This window comes from Actinomadura kijaniata (assembly GCF_014138665.1).
Taxonomy (GTDB): domain Bacteria; phylum Actinomycetota; class Actinomycetes; order Streptosporangiales; family Streptosporangiaceae; genus Spirillospora; species Spirillospora kijaniata.
Map to the genome: position 1 here is coordinate 1 of NZ_JACJIA010000020.1, position 19,327 is coordinate 19,327.

Consider the following 19,327-nt stretch of genomic DNA (forward strand, 5'->3'; position numbering starts at 1 on the left):
GCGCCCATTTTTTATAGTGGTTTGGGGTGGGTGGGGGGGGGGGGGCGCCCGCCCCCCCCGCGCCCCCCCCCCCCCCCCCCCCCCCCCCCCCCCGCGGGGGGGGGCCCCCCCCCCCCCCCCCCCGCGGCCGGTCGGGGAACGTCAGGCGACCTTCTCGGACGAGGTCGAGGAGGTCGACGAGGAGGAGGTCGAGGAGTCGGACGAGGCCGTGGAGCCGTTCGACGAGCCGTTCGACGAGCTGTCCGACGAGCCGTTCGACGCGGACTTCGCGGGCGAGCCCACGGTCGAGGTCGAGCCGCCGCGGCTGTCGGTGCGGTAGAAGCCGGACCCCTTGAAGATGATCCCCGCCGCGGAGAAGACCTTGCGGAGCTTGCCCTGGCACGCCGGGCATTCGGTCAGCGCGTCGTCGCTGAACTTCTGCACGACCTCCAGAGGCTCGCCGCACTCGGTGCAAACGTACTGATACGTCGGCACGGTTCCTCCTCGCTGCCTCAGCCCGGACGGCGGGCTGGCACTCACTCGAAACGACTGCTAATGGTACCGATGAATGGAACAGGATTCGTCCGCGACCTGTTCCCGACGCGAAGCCGCAGGTCAATGCCGCTCTCAGGAGGGCCGCGGCCAGGCCCTCCCGAGAGGGGCCGCCGGGCCGTGGCTTCCTCGGGGCGGGCCATGGCCTCCCCGGTCCGCGGCGTGGTCCGGTCGGTTCGGGTCGGGGCCTGGTGGGTTCGGGGCGTGGTCGGTTCCGGTTCAGGCCCCCGTCTCGCCGAACCAGCCGGCCAGCTTGCCGCGCCGGGAGACCGCGCGCAGGCGGCGTTCGGCCGCCTCCCGGGCCTCCTCGGTGGTGATCACGAGCAGGGTGTCGCCCGCGCGCAGCGGTGTGGTCGGTTCGGGAACGAAGCTCGCGCCGTCCCGCACGATCAGCGTGATCTGCGCGCCCTTCGGCAGCCGCAGCTCGAAGATCTCCACACCGTTGAGCCGGGAGTCGTGGGGGACGCGGATCTCCAGCAGGTCGGCGTGCAGCTCCTCCAGCGGCGCGGCCTCGACGTCGAGCTCGCGGGCCCGTTCGTCGCTCTCCAGCCGGCACAGGCGGGCCGCCAGGGGCAGCGTCGGCCCCTGGAGCAGCGTGAACACCACGACGATCACGAACACGATGGAGAACAGCCGGTCCGCCCCGGCCACGTTGTTGACCATCGGGATGGTCGCCAGCACGATCGGCACCGCGCCGCGCAGGCCCGCCCACGAGGCGAAGAGCTTCTCGCCCCAGGTGAGCCCGAAGCCCGGTGTGGACAGCACGACCGACAGCGGCCGGGCGACCAGCAGCAGCACGAAACCGATGACCAGGGCGGGCAGCAGTTCCGCGGGCAGTTCCGACGGCGAGGCCAGCAGCCCCAGCATCACGAACAGGCCGATCTGCGCCAGCCAGGCGATGCCCTCGGCGAAGCCGCGGGTGGCGGGCCGGTGCGGGAGCCGCGCGTTGCCCAGCACCAGCGCGGCCAGGTAGACGGCGAGGAAGCCGCTGGCGTGCAGTTTCGCGGCGGCGCCGTACGAGCCGACCGCCAGCGACAGCACGGCGATCGGGTACAGGCCGGACGCCGGGAGTGCCATGCGGCGCAGCGCCTGCGCGCCCAGCCAGCCGATCGCGGTGCCGACGGCGGCGCCCGCCGCCAGCTCGTAGAGCATGACGACGAGCAGGTGGAGCAGGTTGGGGGCGACGGCGTTCTGGACGCTGAGCGTGATCACGACGATCACGACGGGGGCGTCGTTGAACCCGGACTCGGCCTCCAGCAGGCCGGTCAGCCGGGACGGCAGGGGGAGCCGCCGCAGCACCGAGAAGACCGCGGCGGCGTCGGTGGGCGCGAGCACGGCGGCCAGCAGGAACGCCAGCTGCCAGCCCATGCCCAGCAGCTCCATCGCGGCCAGCGCCACCACGACGATGCTGATCAGGGTGCCGATCGTGGAGACGGCGAGGGCGGCGGGAACCGAGGGCCGCACGTTCCGCCAGTTGGTGGTGATGCCGCCCTCGGCGAGGATGAGGACCAGGGCGGCCAGGCCCAGGATCTCCGCCAGCAGGGCGTCGTCGAACCGGATGCCGAAGCCCGACTCGCCGATCAGCAGGCCGAGGCCCATGTAGGCCAGCAGCGTCGGCAGCCCGGCGCGGTGGGACAGCCGGACCGCGATGATCGCGCAGAGTATGAGCGTGGCTCCGAGGAGTAGCCAGGTTTCGAGCGGCACATCCCTCCCCGTGGGGTCGCGAGAAAAAGATCGTTAAGGAATCCTACTTAGTCGCGCGCCGACAACACATTTCCGCTGATGGTTGTCGGGCGGTCAGCCACCGTTCATCGGCGTTTGACCTGGGGATCCACGCCGTTGACAACGCTGGCGGCGGGCCGCCCCTCCACCACGGCGGTGATGTTGTCGCGCACCCGCGTGACGATGTTGAGTTGGGCCTGCCCGGTCGCGCCCGCGACATGCGGGGACAGCAGGACGTTCTCGTGCGCCCGCAGCGGATGGTCCTCCGCCGGGGGCTCGGTGTCGAACACGTCCAGCGCCGCCCCGGCGAGCCGACCCGACTCCAGCGCCGCCAGCACCGCGTCGTCGGGCGCGATGCCGCCGCGCGCGACGTTGACCAGCAGCGCCCGGTCCGGCAGCAGCGCCAGCCGGTCGGGGCCGACCAGCCCGCGCGTGTCGTCGGTGAGCGGCAGCGCCAGCACGAGGATGTCGGACCTGGCGAGCAGGTCGTCGAGGTCGCGGTAGGTCGCGACGGCGTTCTCGCGCCGCCGCCGCGACCAGTAGGACACCGGGCAGCCCAGCGCCGCGAACAGCCGGGCCGTCTCCGCGCCGATCGCGCCGTAGCCGACGATCCCGACCCGCTGGGTGTGGATCTCGCGGGGGCCGCGGGCGAGGGCCTCCATCTGGGGCCAGCCGCCCGCGCGGACGGCCCGGTCGTTCCAGACCAGGCCCCGGCACAGCGCGAACGCCGCGCCGACCGCCCACTCGGCGACCGAACGCGCGTTGGCCCCGGCGGTGTTGGCGGCCGGGACGCCGGCCGCGGCCAGCGCGGCGGTGTCGAGGCTGTCGGTGCCCACGGCGGGCATCTGCACGAACGCCAGCTTCGGCGCGGCGGCGACGGCCTCGGCGTCCAGGGCGAGCCGCCCGGTGAAGTCGCCGATCACGATCTCGGCCTCGGGCAGTGCCGCCAGCAGCCCGGCGCGGTCCCGCGCCGCCGGGAACAGCACCTCGACCGAGTCGCCGAGCTGGGTGAACAGTCCGCGCACCAGGTCCTCGTCCAGCGGGGGCAGGGCCAGAATCCGCCATGGCGCCGTCATGTCAATGCCTCCAATGCTCGTGATGGGATGGGGGTCAGGCCCAGCGCGGCAGGTCACTGCGCACGAAACCGGCGAACAGGATGCCGGGCCGCTGGTCGGCGCCGGGCCGGAACGCCAGCCGGACGACCCCGTCCCCGGCGGTCCCGACCTTCGCGCCCGGCATGATCTGCGACCAGGGCCGCCCGGTCGCCGAACGCCCGGACCCCAGTTCGGTCCTCAGCCTGGTCGCGGCGGTGCTCGCGTCCCCGGCGACCCGGACGCACATGACCTCTTCCAGGTCGTTCTGTGCGGCGCCGCCGACCGCCGTGCCGACGAGTTCGGCGGATCCCTCCCGCTGGGAGAGGTACGCGGCCAGCGGGGTGCCGAGGCAGCGCGCGACCGCGGCGAACGCCGGGTCGGCGTCCAGCGCCCGCCCGCCCGCGTCCTTCGTGACCAGGTCCAGGGTGGCGGGGAGGCGGGCGTAGGTGAGGCCGCGGCCGGAGTCGACGCGGATCGCGTTGAGCGGGTGCGTGGGGAGGATCCCCTGCTTGGCCAGCGGGTCCTTGACGTCGAACGACCCGTCGGGGCGGCGGACCCAGGTGTCGCCGGTCCGCTTGTGGCCGAGGCCGCCGAGCCTGCCGCCGATCGCGTCCGCGTCGAACGGCCCGGTGAGGTGCCCGGCGACGGTCGGCGGCAGCCCCGCCTGCCAGGCGTGCCCGGCCTTCGCGGGGTCGATGCCGGTCGGCCCGGCGATCGTCGCCGCCGGGTAGCGGCCGAGGTCGCCCAGCCCGATCGGCAGCGCCGACAGTCGGGACCTCTCCAGCGGGCCGCCCGCGAGCGCCCGCAGGCGTTCCTGGTGGCTGTAGGTGAAGCTCCGCCGGGTGCGGTCGTCGGCCTTCACCTGCGACAACGCGAACAGCAGCCCGCTGGTCGGAGCGCCGTTCACCGGTGTTGACGGCCGGGCCCCCTTCCCCTCGCCGCCTTTGCCGCCTCCGTCGTCGCCGCACGCCGCCATGGACAGCGTCAGGGCGGTCACCCCGATCAGGGCAGCCGCGCGCCGGGCGAGAGCACTCACATAACCTCCGCGAGAGAGAGTCCGGCGGCGGGGGGCGGAACCAGGAGAAATCAGGAGAACCGTATCAACCCGCCGCCCGGTGTCACGGCGGCGCGGACGCGCTGGTCGTGCGGCTCGGCGGGCACCTCGTCCAGCAGTTCGCCGTCGTAGACCAGCGCCACGGTCAGGATCGCCGGGCCGACCCGGGCCAGCGCCCGGTCGTAGGACCCGCCGCCCCGGCCCAGCCGCATCCCGCCCCGGTCCACGGCCACCGCCGGGACCAGCACGACGTCGGCGCGCCCGACCGCCTCCGGGCCGCGCGGCGGCTCGGTCGGCTCCAGCAGCCCGAGCCGTCCGGGCTCCAGCGAGTCCGGCCCCTCGTAGGACGCCCAGTCCAGGTCGCCGTCCGGCAGCAGCCGGGGCAGGATCACGTACGTCCCGCGTTTCCACAGCGCGTACAGCAGCCCGCGCGTGTCCGGTTCGTTGCCGATCGACACGTACGCCGCGACGGTCCCGGCCATCTCGACCTCGGGGGCCGACAGCAGCGCGTCCCGCATCGCCCGCCCCGCCGTGGCACGGGCGTCGGGGGACAACGCCGCACGTCGGGCCAGCAGTTCGGTGCGGAGGGAGGCTTTGGAGGCGATGTCCTGCACGCGTTGGTCCTTGTCGGTGATTAGGGTCTGTGTATGGCCGACTATGCACGTGTAACCAAGGCGGTCGTCCCGGCGGCCGGGCTTGGCACCCGATTCTTGCCCGCCACCAAGGCGACGCCCAAGGAAATGCTCCCGATCGTGGACAAGCCCGCGATCCAGTACGTCGTCGAGGAGGCGGTGGACGCGGGACTGTCCGACGTCCTCATGATCACCGGTCGGAACAAGCGCTCCATCGAGGACCACTTCGACCGGGCCTACGAGCTTGAGGAGGCCCTGGACGCCAAGGGCGACACCGAGCGCCTGGCCGCCGTCCGCGAGTCGGCCGACCTGGCGATCATGCACTACGTGCGGCAGGGCGAGCCCAAGGGCCTCGGCCACGCGGTGTACTGCGCCCGCCAGCACGTGGGCCGCGAGCCGTTCGCGGTGCTGCTCGGCGACGACATGATCGACGCCCGGGACGACCTGCTCAAGCGCATGATCGAGGTGCGGGAGCAGCGCGGCGGCAGCGTCGTGGCGCTGATGGAGGTCGCGCCGGACCAGGTCTCGGCCTACGGCTGCGCCGCGATCGAGGCCACCGACGACGACGACGTCGTCAAGATCACCGACCTGGTGGAGAAGCCCGCCGCCGACGAGGCCCCGTCCAACTGGATCATCATCGGCCGCTACGTGTGCGACGCGGCCGTGTTCGACGTGCTGGAGAAGACCCCGCCCGGCCGCGGTGGCGAGATCCAGCTCACCGACGCGCTGCGCACCCTCGCCGACACGCCCGCCGACCAGGGCGGCGCCGTGTGGGGCGTGAAGTTCCGGGGCCGCCGCTACGACACCGGCAACAAGCTGGAGTACCTGCGCACCGTCGTGCAGTTCGCCTCCGAGCGCGAGGACCTGTCGGCCGAGTTCATGGAGTGGCTGCGCGGGTTCGTCGCCGACCACGACGGCGTGGGCACCGCCGAGGGCAAGTGACGGCACGTCACACTGGGGGACCGTGGGCATGAGAACGGTCGATGAGCATCTGGCGGACATCCTGGACAGCGTCCCGGTGCTGCCGCCGCTGGACCTTGCGCTGCTGGAGGCCCAGGGCGCCGTCCTGGCCGAACCGGTCGCGGCCCCCGTGCCGCTGCCGCCGTTCGACAACTCCGCCATGGACGGGTACGCGGTGGTCGCCGCCGACGTCGCGGGGGCCTCGGAGTCCTCGCCCGTCGAGCTGCCGGTCATCGGCGACATCGCGGCCGGCGACTCCGGCGTGTCGGCGATCCGCCCCGGCCTCACCGCGCGGATCATGACGGGCGCGCCGGTGCCCGCCGGGGCCGACGCGGTCATCCCGGTCGAGTGGACCGACGGCGGCACCGCCACCGTCCGGATCGTCCGGCCCGCCCCGCCCGGCAACTACATCCGCCGGGCGGGCGAGGACGTGCTGTCCGGGCAGGTCGTGGCCGAGCCGGGAACGCGCCTGAACGCGCCGCGGCTCGGGATGCTCGCGGCCGTGGGCCGGGCCCGCGTCGTGGTGCGTCCCAAGCCCCGCGTGGTGGTGCTGTCCACCGGCGACGAGCTGCGCGAGCCGGGAACGCCGCTGTCGCCCGGCCAGATCTGGGACTCCAACAGCTTCATGCTGACCGCCGCCGTCGCCGAGGCGGGCGGCGTCGGCTACCGGCAGGCGAAGGTCGACGACGACCCCGCCAAGGTGCTGGAGACCCTGCGGGACCAGCTCATGCGCGCCGACGCGATCGTCACCTCCGGCGGGGTGTCGATGGGCGCGCGCGACGTGGTCAAGGAGGTCCTGTCCGCGACGGGCACGGTCGCGTTCCACAAGGTGGCGATGCGGCCGGGCAAGCCGCAGGGGTTCGGGCTGCTGGAGGGCGTCCCGGTGTTCACCCTGCCCGGCAACCCGGTCAGCGCCTACGTGTCGTTCCAGGTCTTCGTGCGGCCCGCGCTGCGCGCCATGCAGGGCCTGCCGCCCGAGCCGCTGCCGACCGTCAGCGCCATGCTCACCGAGGACGTGCGGTCCCCGGCCGGGCTGCGGCACTTCCTGCGCGGGCGGCTGACGTTCGAGCGCGGCCGCTACGCCGTCACCCCCGCCGAGGGGCAGGGCTCCCACCAGCTCGGCTCGCTGTCGTCGGCCGACGCGCTGATCGCGCTGGCCGAGGACGCCGAGGCCCTGCCCGCCGGCTCCCACGTCGAGGTCATGAGGATGCCGTCATGAGCGCCATGGGTTCGGAGTTCACCGGGTTCAGCCACCTGGACGAGACCGGGGCCGCCCGGATGGTGGACGTCACCGCCAAGAACGTCTCCAGCCGTTCCGCCACCGCCACCGGCTTCGTCCGCGTGTCGGCGGAGGTGGTGAACGCGCTGCGGTCCGGCGAGGTCCCCAAGGGCGACGCGCTGTCGGTCGCCCGCATCGCCGGGATCATGGGGGCCAAGCGCACCCCGGACCTGGTCCCGCTGTGCCACCCGATCGCCATCCACGGCGTGACCGTGGACCTGGCGGTGGAGGACACCGGCGTGGCGATCACCGCGCGGGTCCGCACCCTGGACCGCACGGGCGTGGAGATGGAGGCGCTGACCTCGGTGACCGTGGCGGGCCTGTCCCTGATCGACATGATCAAGGCGATCGACCCGTCGGCCGTGCTGACGGACGTGCGGGTGGAGGAGAAGACCGGCGGCAAGACCGGCCTGTGGCGCCGCTCGGGCTGATCCTCCCGCGCGGCTGATCCGACCGGTACCGGAACGAGACGGACACGCGATCCGGGTCCCCGATGCTGTGGCCGACCGACGACCGGCATCGGAGGCCCGGATGTCCCTACGGCGGATGGCCGCGCTCGGCCTGGTCCTGCTGCTGCTCGGCGGGCTCGCCGCCTGCGGCGGCACCGGCCGGCGCGGGCCCGGCGCGTGGGCGCACCTGACGGTGCTGCCGGACGGGGACGGCCGGCTCGACCTGTACGCGGCTGGCCCGCTGCGGTCGGACGCCGAGGTCCGGGCGCTGGCGGAGGAGATGGCGCGGGAGACGTTCCCCGGGGCGCGCGCGTCGCGGACGCGGACCCTGACCGACCGGGGCGAGCCGTTCGCCCGCGTCGACGTGGACGGCGTGTACCGGCCGGGCGAGCGGGTGTCCCTGCGCCTCGACACCGCCGCCGTGTGGCGCCGGCTTGAGGAACGGGGCTTCCCCGACGCCGGGGTGCGGCTGTGGTTGCCGTCGGTGCCGGTCACGCTGAGGCCCACGGCCCCACCGAACCTGGGATCCCGCGCGTGGCGGCTGCGCAAGGGGACGACGCCGCCGGTCGTCCAGGCGACGATGCGCCCGCAGGCGATGCGTTGGGGCGGAGCGATGGCGCTGCCGGTGGTGGGCGCGGTCGGGGTCGCGTTGGCGTTCTTCGCGCGGTGGAGGCGGCTGTCGCTGCCGGGGGCGTCGCTGGCCGTGGCCGCCGCGTTCGTCGCGGTGGTGACCTCGGCGGGCAGGCAGGGCGACAACCTGGGGGTGGCGGGCCTGGCCTCGGGCCGGGCGCTGGAGGCGGCGACGATCGCGCCGCTGGCGGCCCTGCCGCCGGCGCTGCCCGCCGCGATGGTGCTGGCGGTGACGCTGTACCGGCTGGCCGGGGGACGCCGGAGGTCCGGGCACCCCGAGACGCTGCCGGGGCGGAACGGCGCGTTCTGGTAGGGGCCCGCGCCGTTCCCGGCGGGGCTCCGTTTCGGTCGATCCGGTGCCGCCGCCCGTGCCGTCTGGCATAGCGTGACCTGGCACGCCGTCCGCGGGGGCCGGCGCAGTGGGGCATGGAGGTCAGATGATTCGGGCGATGGCGGTCACGGTGTCCAACCGCGCGGCGGCCGGGGTGTACTCCGACCGGTCCGGCCCGGTGCTGGTGGAGCTGCTGGAGGAGCTCGGCTGCCAGGTCCACGGCCCCGTCGTGATCCCCGACGGCGAGGCCGTCGCCGACGTGCTGCGCGACGCGGTCGAGGACGGCTACGACGTGGTCGTCACCACCGGTGGCACCGGCCTGACCCCGCTGGACCAGACCCCGGAGATGACCCGCCGGGTGGTCGAGCGCGAGATCCCCGGCATCGCCGAGGCCGTCCGCCAGGAGAACCGCGACGCGGTGCCGACGTCGATCCTGTCGCGCGGCGTCGCGGGCGTCGCGGGCGGCACGCTGATCGTGAACCTGCCGGGTTCGACCGGCGGGGTCCGCGACGGCATGCGCGTCCTCGGGCCGGTCCTGCACCACGCCGTGGACCAGATCGGCGGCGGCGACCACCCCCGCCCCGACACGGACGACACGGAGACCGGCCCGCTCTGACCGGTGCCCGGGATCGGCGGACCGGTGTCGGTGGACCCCGCTAGTTTGTCGATCATGACGAACCCCGAGCCGGACGTGACCGCCATCCTCACCGCGACCCCGGGCCGGGCCGGGGAGCTGCCGGCGGCGGCTCCGGGCCCACGGGCACGCCTGCTGGAGGCGGTCCACCGGCTCTCGGCGCACGTCCACCAGGATCTTTCCCCCGGGGCCAGGCGGCACCTGCTGGCCCTGGACGCGGCCCGGCACGGGGACCGCGCGCTGGCGGCCCGGATCATCGCCGCCCCCGTCCCGGACGAGCCCCCCGCCGCGTGGGGAGTGGAGTGGGCGACCGGCTCCCAGGTCGGATCGGCCATGAGCACGACGCTGACCGGGCACCACGGCCCGGTGATGGCGGCGGTCACCACGGAACTCGACGGACGCCCGCACCTCGTCACCCTCAGCGTGGTCGACGACGAGGACTTCGATGACGAGGAGGCCGAGGACGAGGGCGCGGTGCGCGTCTGGGACCTGACCACCGGCGAGCAGGTGGGCGCGCCGCTGACGTACCACTACGAGGGCGTGCACTCGCTGGCCGCCGTGGAACTCGACGGACGCCCGCACCTGGTCACCGTCAGACGGGGCGGAAGCGGACTGGTGTGGGACCTGACCAACCGCGACATCGTCGGTGAACTGCAGGCCGGGCACTCCGTGGCGGAGATCGCCGCCACGGTCCTCGACGGCCGTCCGCACCTGGTCAACGTCGGCCGGCAGGGAGACGTCGGCCTGTGGGACCTGACCACGCGCACGCTGGTGGGCAGGCCCGCGACCGGAGTCGCCGAGAGGACCGAGGCGCTGGCTGCGGCACAGGTCGACGGCCGCCCGCACGCGGTCACCGGCGACCGCGACGGCGTGGTGCGGCTGTGGGACCTGACCACCCGCGAGCAGGTCGGCGAAATGGTGACCGGGACCAGGATGCCGGTGAAGTGCGCGGCGACGACGCTGGTCGACGGCCGTCCGCACGCGGTGACCGGCGGCGGCGACGAGGCGTTGCGACTGTGGGATCTGACGACGTGCGAGCAGGTCGGCCGGCCCATGACCGGACACCGCGCGTACGTGGAGGCCGTGACGACGGTGGTGATCGACGGCCGCCCGCACGCGGTGACCGGCGGCGGTGACGGCACGGCGAGGCTGTGGGACCTGACCACCTGCGAGCAGGTCGGCGAGCCGGTGGCCGTACACGAGAACGCGGTGATGTCGGTCGCGACGGCCGATATCGACGGGGCCGTCCACGTCGTCAGCGGCTGCCAGGACGGGACGGTGCGGGTGTCGAACCTGACCGGCGGCTCCCCGGGGGACCCGCAGGCCGGGCACACCGACCACGTGTCGGCGATCGCCCAGGTGGGGATCGACGGCCGTTCGTACGCGGTGACCGGCGGCGAGGACGGCACGTTGCGACTGTGGGACCTGGACGCGGGAGCACCGGCTGGTGAGCCGGTGGAGACGCACCAGAGCACCGTGTGGGCGGTCGCGCCGGTGACGATCGACGGTCGTCCGCACGTGGTGACCGGCGGCGTCGACTCGACCGTCCGGCTGTGGGATCCCGACACCCGTGAGCAGGTCGGCGCGCCGATGACCGACGAGGATCCGGTGTGGTCGCTGACCGCCGTGGAGATCGACGGTCGTCCGCACGCCGTCACCGGCCGCACCGACGGGGCGATGACGGTGTGGGACCTGACGACCGGAACGCGGGTCGGCACGCCGATGACCGGGCATGACGAGGTGGTGCGCTCGGTGGTCGCGACCCGGCTGGACGGTCGTCCGCACGTGGTGTCCGGCGGTGGCGACGGGACGCTGCGGTTGTGGGACCTGACCACACGCGAGCAGGTCGGCGAACCCATGACCGGGCACGCGTACCAGGTGCTGACGATCGCGGCGACGACGATCGGCGGCCGTCCGCACGTGGTGACCGGCGGCGACGGCACGGTCCGCCTGTGGGACCTGACGACGCGCGAGCAGGTCGGCGCGCCGATGACCGGGCACACCGCGGCGGTGGTGTCGGTGGCGGTCATGGAGCTGGACGGGCGGCTCCACGCGGTGAGCGGTGGCGGCGGCAGCGACGGCACGGTACGGCTGTGGGACCTGACCACACGTGAGCAGGTCGGGCGGGAACTGCGCTTCCCCTCGGGGATCCGCTGCCTGTCGGTGCTGCCGGGCGGCCGCGTCATGGTCGGCTTCGGCTACGAGGTGGCCGTGCTGGCGCGGCTCTGACGGCCGCCTTGGGGAGGGCTTTCGGAGGGGGCTGTTCGGGCGGATGCTCGTCAGTGGCGGGCACGCGTCCCGGGTGCCCGGTCCCTGACCTCTTGGAGCTCCCATGAGCGAACTCGCCGACGCCTACCTGAACGCCGCCATCGCCCTGCTGGAGCGGCTGCGCGACGAGGAGGCCCCGGCGATCGGGGAGGCCGCCGAGGTGATCGCCGAGGCGCTCGCGGGCGGGCGCCGGCTGTTCGCGTTCGGCTGCTCGCACTCCTCGCTGCCGGTGCAGGACCTCGTCTACCGCGCGGGCGGGCTGATGCTGGTCAACCCGATCTACGGGCCCGGCATCGCGGCCCTCGACACCCGGCCGGCCACCCTCGGCAGCGCCATCGAGAGGCTGCCGGGCTACGCCGACGCGATCCTGGACAACGCGCCCGTCGAGCCCGGGGACGTGCTGATCGTCGTGTCGGTGTCGGGGCGCAACCCCGTGCCGGTCGAGATGGCCGCCTCCGCCCGCGCGCGCGGTCTCACCGTCATCGCCGTCACCTCCCGCGCGTACAGCGACGCGGTCGCCTCCCGGCACGCCTCCGGCAGGAAGCTGGCGGACGTCGCCCACCTGGTGCTGGACAACAAGGTGGGCGAGGGCGACGCCGTGCTGGAGGCCGAGGGCGTCCCGCAGCGGTTCGGCCCGGCGTCCGGCGTGACCGGCACCGCGCTGCTGCACGCGCTGGTCGCCGCGACCGTCCAACGGCTGGTGGCGCGCGGCGTGACCCCGCCGATCCTCCTGTCCGCCAACCTCGACGGCGGCGCCGAGTGGAACGCGCGCCTGCTGGCGGAGCACGCCGACCGCATCTTCTACCTGGGGTGACCCCGGTCAGGCGCGGACGACCCGCACGCCCGCCTCGGTGAACCCGTCCACCGCCGACTGCGCCACCGTCCCGTCGGTGACCAGCACGTCGATGCGCGCCGTGTCGCAGATCTTCGCGAACGCGCGCCGCCCCACCTTCGACCCGTCGGCGACCACCACGACCTGGTCGGCGCGTTCGGCCATCCGCCGGTTGACGTCGGCCTCGCTCTCGTTCTGGCAGGTGGCGCCGTGCTCGACGGTGACGCCGTTGACGCCGAGGATCGCCACGTCCAGCGTCACCTGGTCGAAGATCCCGGTGGCGAGCGGGCCGGTCAGCTCGTAGGACTGCGGGCGCGGCACCCCGCCGGTCAGCACGATCTTCACATGCGGGCGGACGGCCAGCTCGTTGCCGATGTTGAGGGCGTTGGTGACGATCGTGATCGCCGGGGACTCGCCCGTGGCGTGCAGGTCGGCGCGGGTGGCCAGGACCCGGGCGACCTCGGTGGTGGTCGTGCCGCCGTTCAGGCCGACGATCGAGCCGGGCCGGACCAGCTCGGCGGTCGCGGCGGCGATGCGCTGCTTCTCGGAGGCGTTGCGGGCGCTCTTGTACCGCAGGGGCAGGTCGTAGCTGACGCTGTGGGCGACCGCCCCGCCGCGCGTGCGGGTGAGCATCTGCTGCTGCGCGAGCTGGTCGAAGTCGCGGCGGATCGTGGCCGCCGAGACGTCCATGCGCCGCGCGGCCTCCTCGACGGTGAGCTGACCGGCGTCCGAGAGGAGTCCGAGCAGGGAGTTCCAGCGTTCGTGCCGGTTCACACCGGCCCCCTTTCGCCCGGGAGTGCGCGGGTTCGTGACGGTAGCCCCGGATTCTAGCGCTGCACGGTATTGCTCCTTTCTGCTTGGAGTTGTTATAAATCGATCAACATTGAGCAGAGAAGGAGGCGACCGTGGCGGACGTCCCGTCGGCCGGGCACACCGAGGCCGAGATCGCCAGCCAGCCCGCGTGCTGGGCCCGCGCCGCCGACGCGGCCCCCGCGCTCGCCGGGACGCTGCCCCGGCCCGGGGAACGCGTCGCCGTCGTCGGCTGCGGCACCTCCTGGTTCGCCGCCCAGTCGTACGCGGCGCTGCGCGAGGCCGCCGGGCACGGCGAGACCGACGCGTTCGCGGCGTCGGAGGCGCCCCTGGACCGCCGCTACGACCGGCTGCTGGCGCTGACCCGCTCCGGGACGACCACCGAGGTGCTGGCCGCGCTGGACCGGGTGCGCGGCCGCATCCCGACCGTCGCGATCACCGCCGATCCGGCGACGCCGGTCGTGGACGCCGCCGACGAGGTCGTGGTGCTGGACTACGCCGACGAGCGGTCGGTGGTGCAGACCCGCTTCGCGACCACCCAGCTCGTCCTGCTGCGCGCCGTCCTCGGCGAGGATGTCGCCGCCGCGCTCGCCGACGTCGGACGCGCCCTGGCCGACCCGCTGCCCGAGGCCGCCGTGACCGCCGCGCAGTTCACGTTCCTGGGCCGGGGCTGGACGGTCGGGATCGCGCACGAGGCGGCGCTGAAGATGCGCGAGGCCGCCGGGGCGTGGACCGAGTCCTACCCGGCGATGGAGTACCGGCACGGACCGATCGCGATCACCGGCCCGGGGCGGGTGACGTGGTCGTTCGGCAAGCCCCCGGCGGGCCTGGCCGCGCAGGTCGCGGACGTCGGCGGCACGATGATCACCTCGGCGCTGGACCCGCTGGCCGACCTGGTCCGCGTGCAGCGGCTGGCGGTCTCCCTGGCCCGCGCCGCCGGAGCCGATCCGGACACCCCGCGCAACCTGACCCGTTCGGTGATTTTGGAAGATGGGGCATGACGCTTCTCACGAACGCCCGCCTCGTCCTGCCCGGCGAGGTCCGCACCGGCTCCCTGAACGTGCGGGACGGCCGCATCGTCGCCGACTCCGACCCGGCGGACGGCCCGGCCCCCGGCGAGGTGGACCTCGGCGGGCGGTACGTCGTCCCCGGCTTCGTCGACATGCACGTCCACGGGGCGGCCGGGACCTCCTACCAGAGCGGGACGCCCGAGGACGCGCGGCGCGTCGCCGAGTTCCACCGGGCGCACGGCACCACCACGACCATGGCCAGCCTCGTCACCGGCGACGCCGCCGAGCTGCGGCGCGCGGTCGCCGGGCTGGCCGAGGCCGCCCAGGACGGGCTGATCGCGGGCGTCCACCTGGAGGGCCCCTACATCGCGCCGTCCCGGTGCGGGGCGCACGATCCGGCGCTGCTGCGCGACCCCGACCCCGGCGAGTTCCGCGAGCTGGTCAAGCTGGGACGCGGGCACATCCGCATGATCACGCTCGCGCCGGAGCTGCCCGGCGCGCTCGACCTGGTGCGCGAGGCCGCCGCCGAGGGCGTGCTCGCCGCGCTCGGGCACACCGACGCGACCTCCGCCGTGACCCGCGCCGGGTTCGACGCGGGCGCCCGGGTGGCGACGCACCTGTTCAACGCGATGCGGCCGCTGCACCACCGCGAGGGCGGGCCGGTCACCGCCGCGCTGAACGACGCCCGCGTCACCGTCGAACTGGTCAACGACGGCATCCACGTGGCCCCCGACGTCGCGCGGCTGGTGTTCGCCGCCGCCCCGGACCGGGTCGCGCTGATCACCGACGCGATGGCGGCGACCGGGATGGGCGACGGCGAGTACATGCTCGGCGTGATGCGGGTGCGGGTGTCGGGCGGGCGCGCCACCCTCGCCGAGGGCGGCTCGATCGCGGGCAGCACGATCACGATGGCGGACGCGTTCCGGCGCGCCGTCACCGACGTCGGCCTGCCGATCACCGTCGCCGCGCGGGCCGCCTCCCTCACCCCGGCGCGCGCCCTCGGGCTGGACGCCGAGATCGGCTCGCTGGAGCCGGGGAAGGCCGCCGACCTGGTCGTCCTCGACGAGGACCTCGGCGTCTGGCGGGTGATGAAGGGCGGCCACTGGCAGTGATCCTGACCGTCACCCCGAACGCCGCCCTCGACGTCACCTACGAGGTCGACGCGATCGCCTGGGGCGGCTCCAACCGGGTCGCCGCCGTCCGGCGGCGCGCGGGCGGCAAGGGCGTCAACGTCGCCCGCGTCGCCGCCGCGCTCGGCGCCCCCGTCCTGGCCACCGGCCTGCTCGGCGGCGACACCGGCGCGCTGGTCCGCGCCGACCTGGACCGCTGCGGGCTGCGGCACGACTTCCTCGCGATCGCAGGCACGTCGCGGCGGACGCTGACGGCCGTCGCGACCGGCACCGGCCAGGCGACGGTGTTCAACGAGCCGGGGCCGTGGATCGGCGCGGGGGAGTGGGAGGCGTTCCTCGCCCACTACCGGGGGCTGCTGCCGGAGGCCGACGTCGTGGTGCTGTCGGGGAGCCTGCCGCCGGGGGCGCCGGAGTCGGCGTACGCGACGCTGGGCGGGATCGCGTCCGTCCCGGTGATCCTGGACGCCGACGGGGAGGCGCTCGCGCGGGGCGTCGCGGGCCGCCCCGCCCTGGTCAAGCCGAACGCCGAGGAGCTGGCGCGCGCGACGGGACGTTCCGACCCCCTCGGCGGCGCGGCGGCCCTGCGCGCCGCCGGAGCGGGAGCGGTCCTGGTCTCGCTCGGCGCCGACGGCCTGCTCGCGGTCACCCCGGACGGCGCCTGGCGGGCCTCCCCGCCCCGGCCCGTCACCGGCAACCCCACCGGCGCCGGGGACGCCGTCGCCGCCGCCGTCGCCTCCCGCTGGGGCGAACCCTGGCCCGACCTGCTGCGGCACGCCGTCGCGCTGTCGGCCGCCGCCGTGCGCGCCCCCGTCGCGGGAGACTTCGACGCCGCCCTGTACGCGCGCCTCCTCCCCGAGATCACCGTGCAAGGAGTCCCATGCCCCTCGTGACCACCGGCGAGATCGTCGGCCCGGCGGCGGACGCCGGGCGCGGCGTCGGCGCGTTCAACGTCATCCTGCTGGAGCACGCCACCGCGATCGTCGCCGGGGCCGAGGCCGCCGGAGCCCCCGTCGTCCTCCAGGTCAGCGAGAACTGCGTGCGCTACCACGGCGCGGCGGCCCCGGTGATCAGCGCGGCGCTGGCGGCGGCGCGCGGGGCGTCGGTCCCGGTGGCGGTGCACCTGGACCACGCGACCTCGGCCGGCCTGGTGCGCGAGGCGGTCGGGCTGGGCGTCGGCTCGGTGATGTTCGACGCCTCCACGTTCCCGTACGCCGAGAACGTGACGGCCACCGCCGAGATCGTCTCCTGGTGCCACGCCCGGGACGTCTGGGTCGAGGCGGAGCTCGGCGAGGTCGGCGGCAAGGACGGCGTCCACGCGCCCGGCGCGCGCACCGACCCGGCCGAGGGCGCCGCCTACGCCGCGGCGACGGGCGTGGACGCGCTGGCGGTGGCGGTCGGCAGCTCCCACGCGATGCTGACCCGGGACGCGGTGCTGGACCTCGACCTGATCGGGAGACTGCGGGCGGCGGTCCCCGTTCCGCTCGTGCTGCACGGGTCCTCCGGCGTTCCGGACGCGACGCTCGCGGCGGCGGTCTCCCGCGGCATGACCAAGATCAATATCGCCACCCGGCTCAACGAGGTCTTCACCGGGGAACTCCGCGCCGCCCTGCGGGACGGCCCCGCCCGCGTGGACCCCCGCAAATATCTGAAGCCCGCGCGCACGGCCGTCGCGGCCGAAGTGGAACGCCTCCTGGGCCTGCTCGGCGCCGCCTAATGCCCCGTTTTGTGGCACCGGACCTGGGTGGATCGGAACTCGTCGGCGACAATTGATGGCGTCCGAAGGCCGGACCAGGGAATCATGGGAGCCGTGGAACGCATGCGGGGATGGCCGGTCACCCTGACCGAAGGCCCGGTGGGGCTGCGCCCCCTGCGGCACCGTGATGCCGCCACCTGGCGGGAACTACGCGTCCGCAACGCCGACTGGCTGCGCCCCTGGGAGCCCACCAACCCCGAGACGCCCCTGTTCCGCAGCGGCCTCGGCCCCTACCTGTCCATGGTCCACACCATGCGCCGCGAGGCCCGCCAGGGACTCGCCCTGCCGTGGGTGGTGACCTACGAGGGGGCGTTCGCGGGACAGCTCACCATCGGCGCGATCGTGTGGGGCTCGGCCCGTTCCGCCCAGATCGGCTACTGGATCGACCGGCACGTCGCCGGCCGCGGGGTGATCCCCACCGCCGTCGCCCTCGCGGTGGACCACTGTTTCTTCACCGTCGGGCTGCACCGCGTCGAGGCCAATATCCGCCCCGAGAACGCCGCCAGCCGCCGCGTGGTCGAAAAACTCGGATTCCGCGAAGAGGGAATTCGCCGCCGCCATCTCCACATCGACGGGGCATGGCGCGACCACATCTGCTATGCGTTGACCGTGGAGGATGTCCCCGGCGGCCTGCGCGCCCGCTGGCTGGGCCGTGACCAGGCGTTTCCCCGGCCGTCCTCGGCATCGTGACGTTTGCCCGCCCCGCCGAAAAAATCTTGCGACCAAGAAGACTCGGCAAACGGAGAGTAACCACGGCATCGATCTCGCGACACACCGCCCTTTATGCTCGTCAACCTCTGACACCGGCTCGTACCGTGCGGGGCGTGACCCTGCTCCCAATGCACGTGCGCGCGCCGAAAGTCGGCCGCGCCTCGGCCCCGGCGGTGGGCCGGTGAGCAGTGCCGTTCTCTATCTCGCCATCGTCGCTGTCTGGGCCATCGTCCTGGTACCCATGTGGCTGCGCCGCGACACCGAGCAGTCCGGTATCTCCAAGATCCTCCACAAGGATGCCGAGGAGGAGGCGCCCGAGGAGGAGGAACCGGAGGAAGAGACCGAGGTCACACCCCGCCGCAACGCCCGCGGCCGCGCCGCCGTCATCGCCCGCCGCCGCCGGCGCACCGCGGGCCTGTCGCTGCTCCTGCTGACCGCGATCACCGTCCCGGCCGCCGGCGTGGCCCCCTGGTGGATCGTCGCGCCCCCCGTCCTCCTGCTGGCGGGCCACCTGACCCTGCTGCGCGTCGCGGTGAAGATGGACGCCGCCCACGCCGCCGAGGAACGCGCCCGCCAGGCCGCCGAACGCATCCGCGCCCGCGAGGCGGCCCGCGCCGCCGAGGCCGCCACCCCCCAGGCCGAGATCATCGAACTGTCGGCGCCCGCGCAGGAGGAGGTCTTCGACCAGTACGCCGACGACCGCCGCGCCGTCGGCGAGTGACCAGCGCGCTTTGATTCCCACCCACCGCACGATCAGTGCTAATCTACTTCTCGTCCGCGGGGCTGTAGCGCAGTCCGGTAGCGCACCTCGTTCGCATCGAGGGGGTCAGGGGTTCAAATCCCCTCAGCTCCACCCGTGACAAGGCAGCCCACCTGCGTTTGCGCAGGTGGGCTGCCTTATTTGTGTTCTGTGTGTGGTCGGTCGTGTTCGGTGATCATCGGCTCATGGTGGGTACACGGGCCGAGTATGTGTCGTCGTTTCGGCCGTGGGGCGTTGCGAGGGTGCGTCGTTTGGCAGCGGAGGGTCGGGGGTGGGCCTCGGCGCTGTGCCCTCGCTCGGGCGTCTGGGGGGCGGGGGTGCCGCCGTTGAGTTACTGGCGTTGCTTGGTGCGCTTGGTTGGGGTGCGGTCGGGGCTCTTGCAGGTTCCGCTGTAGAGGGCGGTTGGCCAGATCACCTTGCTTGTTGGGTTGGTGGCCAGGTACTGGGTGATGGTCTGCTTGCGGGTGTGGCCCTCCTTTCGCAGTTTCTCGGTGGGGAGGCCGTCGGGGACGAGGGCCACGGTCTTTCCGGTGGGCAGGGCTCCCGCGTCGGGGGCGGTGATCGTCGTCCAGCCGAGGGTGTCGTCCCGTCGGTGGCAGTCCCCGTAGGACAGCAGTCGGCCGTTGAGCCAGGCGACGGCGATGGTCCCGGTGGGGCACTGGATCGTGATCGCGGTGTTGGGGCCCGTGGGGGTGAAGTCGATCCGTGTCCTGCCGAGGCTCCCGCCAACGCTCCGC

General features: G+C 74.0%; 19 protein-coding genes and 1 tRNA gene. 14 read left to right on the plus strand and 6 right to left on the minus strand.

Going from position 1 to position 19,327, the window contains the following annotated elements:
* Positions 1–141: 141 nt before the first annotated feature.
* The 5 genes from HNR61_RS43035 to HNR61_RS43055 form a co-directional block, all read right to left on the minus strand.
* Positions 142–474: an FmdB family zinc ribbon protein gene (locus HNR61_RS43035; RefSeq protein WP_182848920.1), complete on the minus strand. Its 333-nt coding sequence runs from the start codon at positions 472–474 to the stop codon at positions 142–144.
* 276 nt (positions 475–750) lie between these two features.
* Positions 751–2,235 (minus strand): potassium/proton antiporter, encoded by a 1,485-nt coding sequence (locus tag HNR61_RS43040; RefSeq protein WP_182848921.1) that lies wholly within the window; start codon positions 2,233–2,235, stop codon positions 751–753.
* Positions 2,236–2,339: 104 nt separating this feature from the next.
* Complete coding sequence (locus tag HNR61_RS43045; protein ID WP_182848922.1) at positions 2,340–3,329, minus strand: NAD(P)-dependent oxidoreductase; 990 nt, start codon at positions 3,327–3,329, stop codon at positions 2,340–2,342.
* 34 nt (positions 3,330–3,363) lie between these two features.
* A complete protein-coding gene (locus HNR61_RS43050; RefSeq protein WP_182848923.1) occupies positions 3,364–4,383 on the minus strand; it encodes a hypothetical protein in 1,020 nt (339 codons plus the stop codon).
* Between the two features lie 50 nt (positions 4,384–4,433).
* Positions 4,434–5,015 carry a 5-formyltetrahydrofolate cyclo-ligase gene (locus HNR61_RS43055; protein WP_067818885.1) on the minus strand — a complete coding sequence of 194 codons (582 nt, stop codon included), beginning with the start codon at positions 5,013–5,015 and terminating at the stop codon, positions 4,434–4,436.
* 33 nt (positions 5,016–5,048) lie between these two features.
* On the opposite strand from HNR61_RS43055, the gene galU reads away from it, so the two are divergent.
* From galU to HNR61_RS43090, 7 genes are all read left to right on the plus strand, one after another.
* The gene (gene galU, locus HNR61_RS43060; protein WP_182848924.1) at positions 5,049–5,975 is read left to right on the plus strand and encodes a UTP--glucose-1-phosphate uridylyltransferase GalU; all 927 of its coding nucleotides are present in this window, start codon (positions 5,049–5,051) and stop codon (positions 5,973–5,975) included.
* Positions 5,976–6,003: 28 nt separating this feature from the next.
* Complete coding sequence (glp, locus tag HNR61_RS43065; protein ID WP_182848925.1) at positions 6,004–7,212, plus strand: molybdotransferase-like divisome protein Glp; 1,209 nt, start codon at positions 6,004–6,006, stop codon at positions 7,210–7,212.
* A 5-nt stretch (positions 7,213–7,217) separates the two neighbouring features.
* Complete coding sequence (moaC, locus tag HNR61_RS43070; protein WP_182849010.1) at positions 7,218–7,703, plus strand: cyclic pyranopterin monophosphate synthase MoaC; 486 nt, start codon at positions 7,218–7,220, stop codon at positions 7,701–7,703.
* A gap of 100 nt (positions 7,704–7,803) precedes the next feature.
* Positions 7,804–8,664 carry a hypothetical protein gene (locus tag HNR61_RS43075; RefSeq protein ID WP_182848926.1) on the plus strand — a complete coding sequence of 287 codons (861 nt, stop codon included), beginning with the start codon at positions 7,804–7,806 and terminating at the stop codon, positions 8,662–8,664.
* A 136-nt stretch (positions 8,665–8,800) separates the two neighbouring features.
* Positions 8,801–9,298 (plus strand): MogA/MoaB family molybdenum cofactor biosynthesis protein, encoded by a 498-nt coding sequence (locus HNR61_RS43080; RefSeq protein WP_246444970.1) that lies wholly within the window; start codon positions 8,801–8,803, stop codon positions 9,296–9,298.
* A 54-nt stretch (positions 9,299–9,352) separates the two neighbouring features.
* A complete protein-coding gene (locus tag HNR61_RS43085) occupies positions 9,353–11,545 on the plus strand; it encodes a WD40 repeat domain-containing protein (protein ID WP_182848928.1) in 2,193 nt (730 codons plus the stop codon).
* 103 nt (positions 11,546–11,648) lie between these two features.
* Entirely contained in the window at positions 11,649–12,398 is a 750-nt protein-coding gene (locus tag HNR61_RS43090; protein ID WP_182848929.1) for a sugar isomerase domain-containing protein, read from the plus strand.
* Positions 12,399–12,404: 6 nt separating this feature from the next.
* On the opposite strand, the gene HNR61_RS43095 is transcribed toward HNR61_RS43090, so the two are convergent.
* On the minus strand, positions 12,405–13,190 hold the full coding sequence (locus HNR61_RS43095; RefSeq protein ID WP_182848930.1) for a DeoR/GlpR family DNA-binding transcription regulator: 786 nt from the start codon (positions 13,188–13,190) through the stop codon (positions 12,405–12,407).
* A 131-nt stretch (positions 13,191–13,321) separates the two neighbouring features.
* On the opposite strand from HNR61_RS43095, the gene HNR61_RS43100 reads away from it, so the two are divergent.
* From HNR61_RS43100 to HNR61_RS43130, 7 genes are all read left to right on the plus strand, one after another.
* Complete coding sequence (locus HNR61_RS43100) at positions 13,322–14,227, plus strand: SIS domain-containing protein (RefSeq protein ID WP_182848931.1); 906 nt, start codon at positions 13,322–13,324, stop codon at positions 14,225–14,227.
* Positions 14,224–15,348 (plus strand): N-acetylglucosamine-6-phosphate deacetylase, encoded by a 1,125-nt coding sequence (nagA, locus tag HNR61_RS43105; RefSeq protein WP_182848932.1) that lies wholly within the window; start codon positions 14,224–14,226, stop codon positions 15,346–15,348. The genes HNR61_RS43100 and nagA overlap by 4 nt, the downstream gene beginning before the upstream one ends.
* Positions 15,345–16,256, plus strand: coding sequence for a 1-phosphofructokinase family hexose kinase (locus HNR61_RS43110; RefSeq protein ID WP_182848933.1), 912 nt, complete (start codon positions 15,345–15,347; stop codon positions 16,254–16,256). The genes nagA and HNR61_RS43110 overlap by 4 nt, the downstream gene beginning before the upstream one ends.
* A complete protein-coding gene (locus HNR61_RS43115; protein ID WP_182848934.1) occupies positions 16,244–17,080 on the plus strand; it encodes a class II fructose-bisphosphate aldolase in 837 nt (278 codons plus the stop codon). The genes HNR61_RS43110 and HNR61_RS43115 overlap by 13 nt, the downstream gene beginning before the upstream one ends.
* Positions 17,081–17,182: 102 nt before the next feature.
* A complete protein-coding gene (locus tag HNR61_RS43120) occupies positions 17,183–17,809 on the plus strand; it encodes a GNAT family N-acetyltransferase (RefSeq protein WP_182849011.1) in 627 nt (208 codons plus the stop codon).
* A 202-nt stretch (positions 17,810–18,011) separates the two neighbouring features.
* Positions 18,012–18,551, plus strand: coding sequence for a divisome protein SepX/GlpR (gene sepX / locus HNR61_RS43125; protein WP_182848935.1), 540 nt, complete (start codon positions 18,012–18,014; stop codon positions 18,549–18,551).
* 58 nt (positions 18,552–18,609) lie between these two features.
* Positions 18,610–18,683, plus strand: a tRNA-Ala gene (locus HNR61_RS43130).
* The last annotated feature ends 644 nt before the right edge of the window (positions 18,684–19,327 follow it).

Excerpts from the sequence above, each read along its gene's own strand:
- HNR61_RS43045 (WP_182848922.1), bottom strand. The coding sequence starts at position 3,329 with ATGACGGCGCCATGGCGGATTCTGGCCCTGCCCCCGCTGGACGAGGAC.
- galU (WP_182848924.1), top strand. The coding sequence starts at position 5,049 with ATGGCCGACTATGCACGTGTAACCAAGGCGGTCGTCCCGGCGGCCGGG.
- glp (WP_182848925.1), top strand. The coding sequence starts at position 6,004 with ATGAGAACGGTCGATGAGCATCTGGCGGACATCCTGGACAGCGTCCCG.
- moaC (WP_182849010.1), top strand. The coding sequence starts at position 7,218 with ATGGGTTCGGAGTTCACCGGGTTCAGCCACCTGGACGAGACCGGGGCC.
- HNR61_RS43075 (WP_182848926.1), top strand. The coding sequence starts at position 7,804 with ATGTCCCTACGGCGGATGGCCGCGCTCGGCCTGGTCCTGCTGCTGCTC.
- HNR61_RS43080 (WP_246444970.1), top strand. The coding sequence starts at position 8,801 with ATGGCGGTCACGGTGTCCAACCGCGCGGCGGCCGGGGTGTACTCCGAC.
- HNR61_RS43085 (WP_182848928.1), top strand. The coding sequence starts at position 9,353 with ATGACGAACCCCGAGCCGGACGTGACCGCCATCCTCACCGCGACCCCG.
- HNR61_RS43090 (WP_182848929.1), top strand. The coding sequence starts at position 11,649 with ATGAGCGAACTCGCCGACGCCTACCTGAACGCCGCCATCGCCCTGCTG.
- nagA (WP_182848932.1), top strand. The coding sequence starts at position 14,224 with ATGACGCTTCTCACGAACGCCCGCCTCGTCCTGCCCGGCGAGGTCCGC.
- HNR61_RS43115 (WP_182848934.1), top strand. The coding sequence starts at position 16,244 with ATGCCCCTCGTGACCACCGGCGAGATCGTCGGCCCGGCGGCGGACGCC.
- HNR61_RS43120 (WP_182849011.1), top strand. The coding sequence starts at position 17,183 with ATGCGGGGATGGCCGGTCACCCTGACCGAAGGCCCGGTGGGGCTGCGC.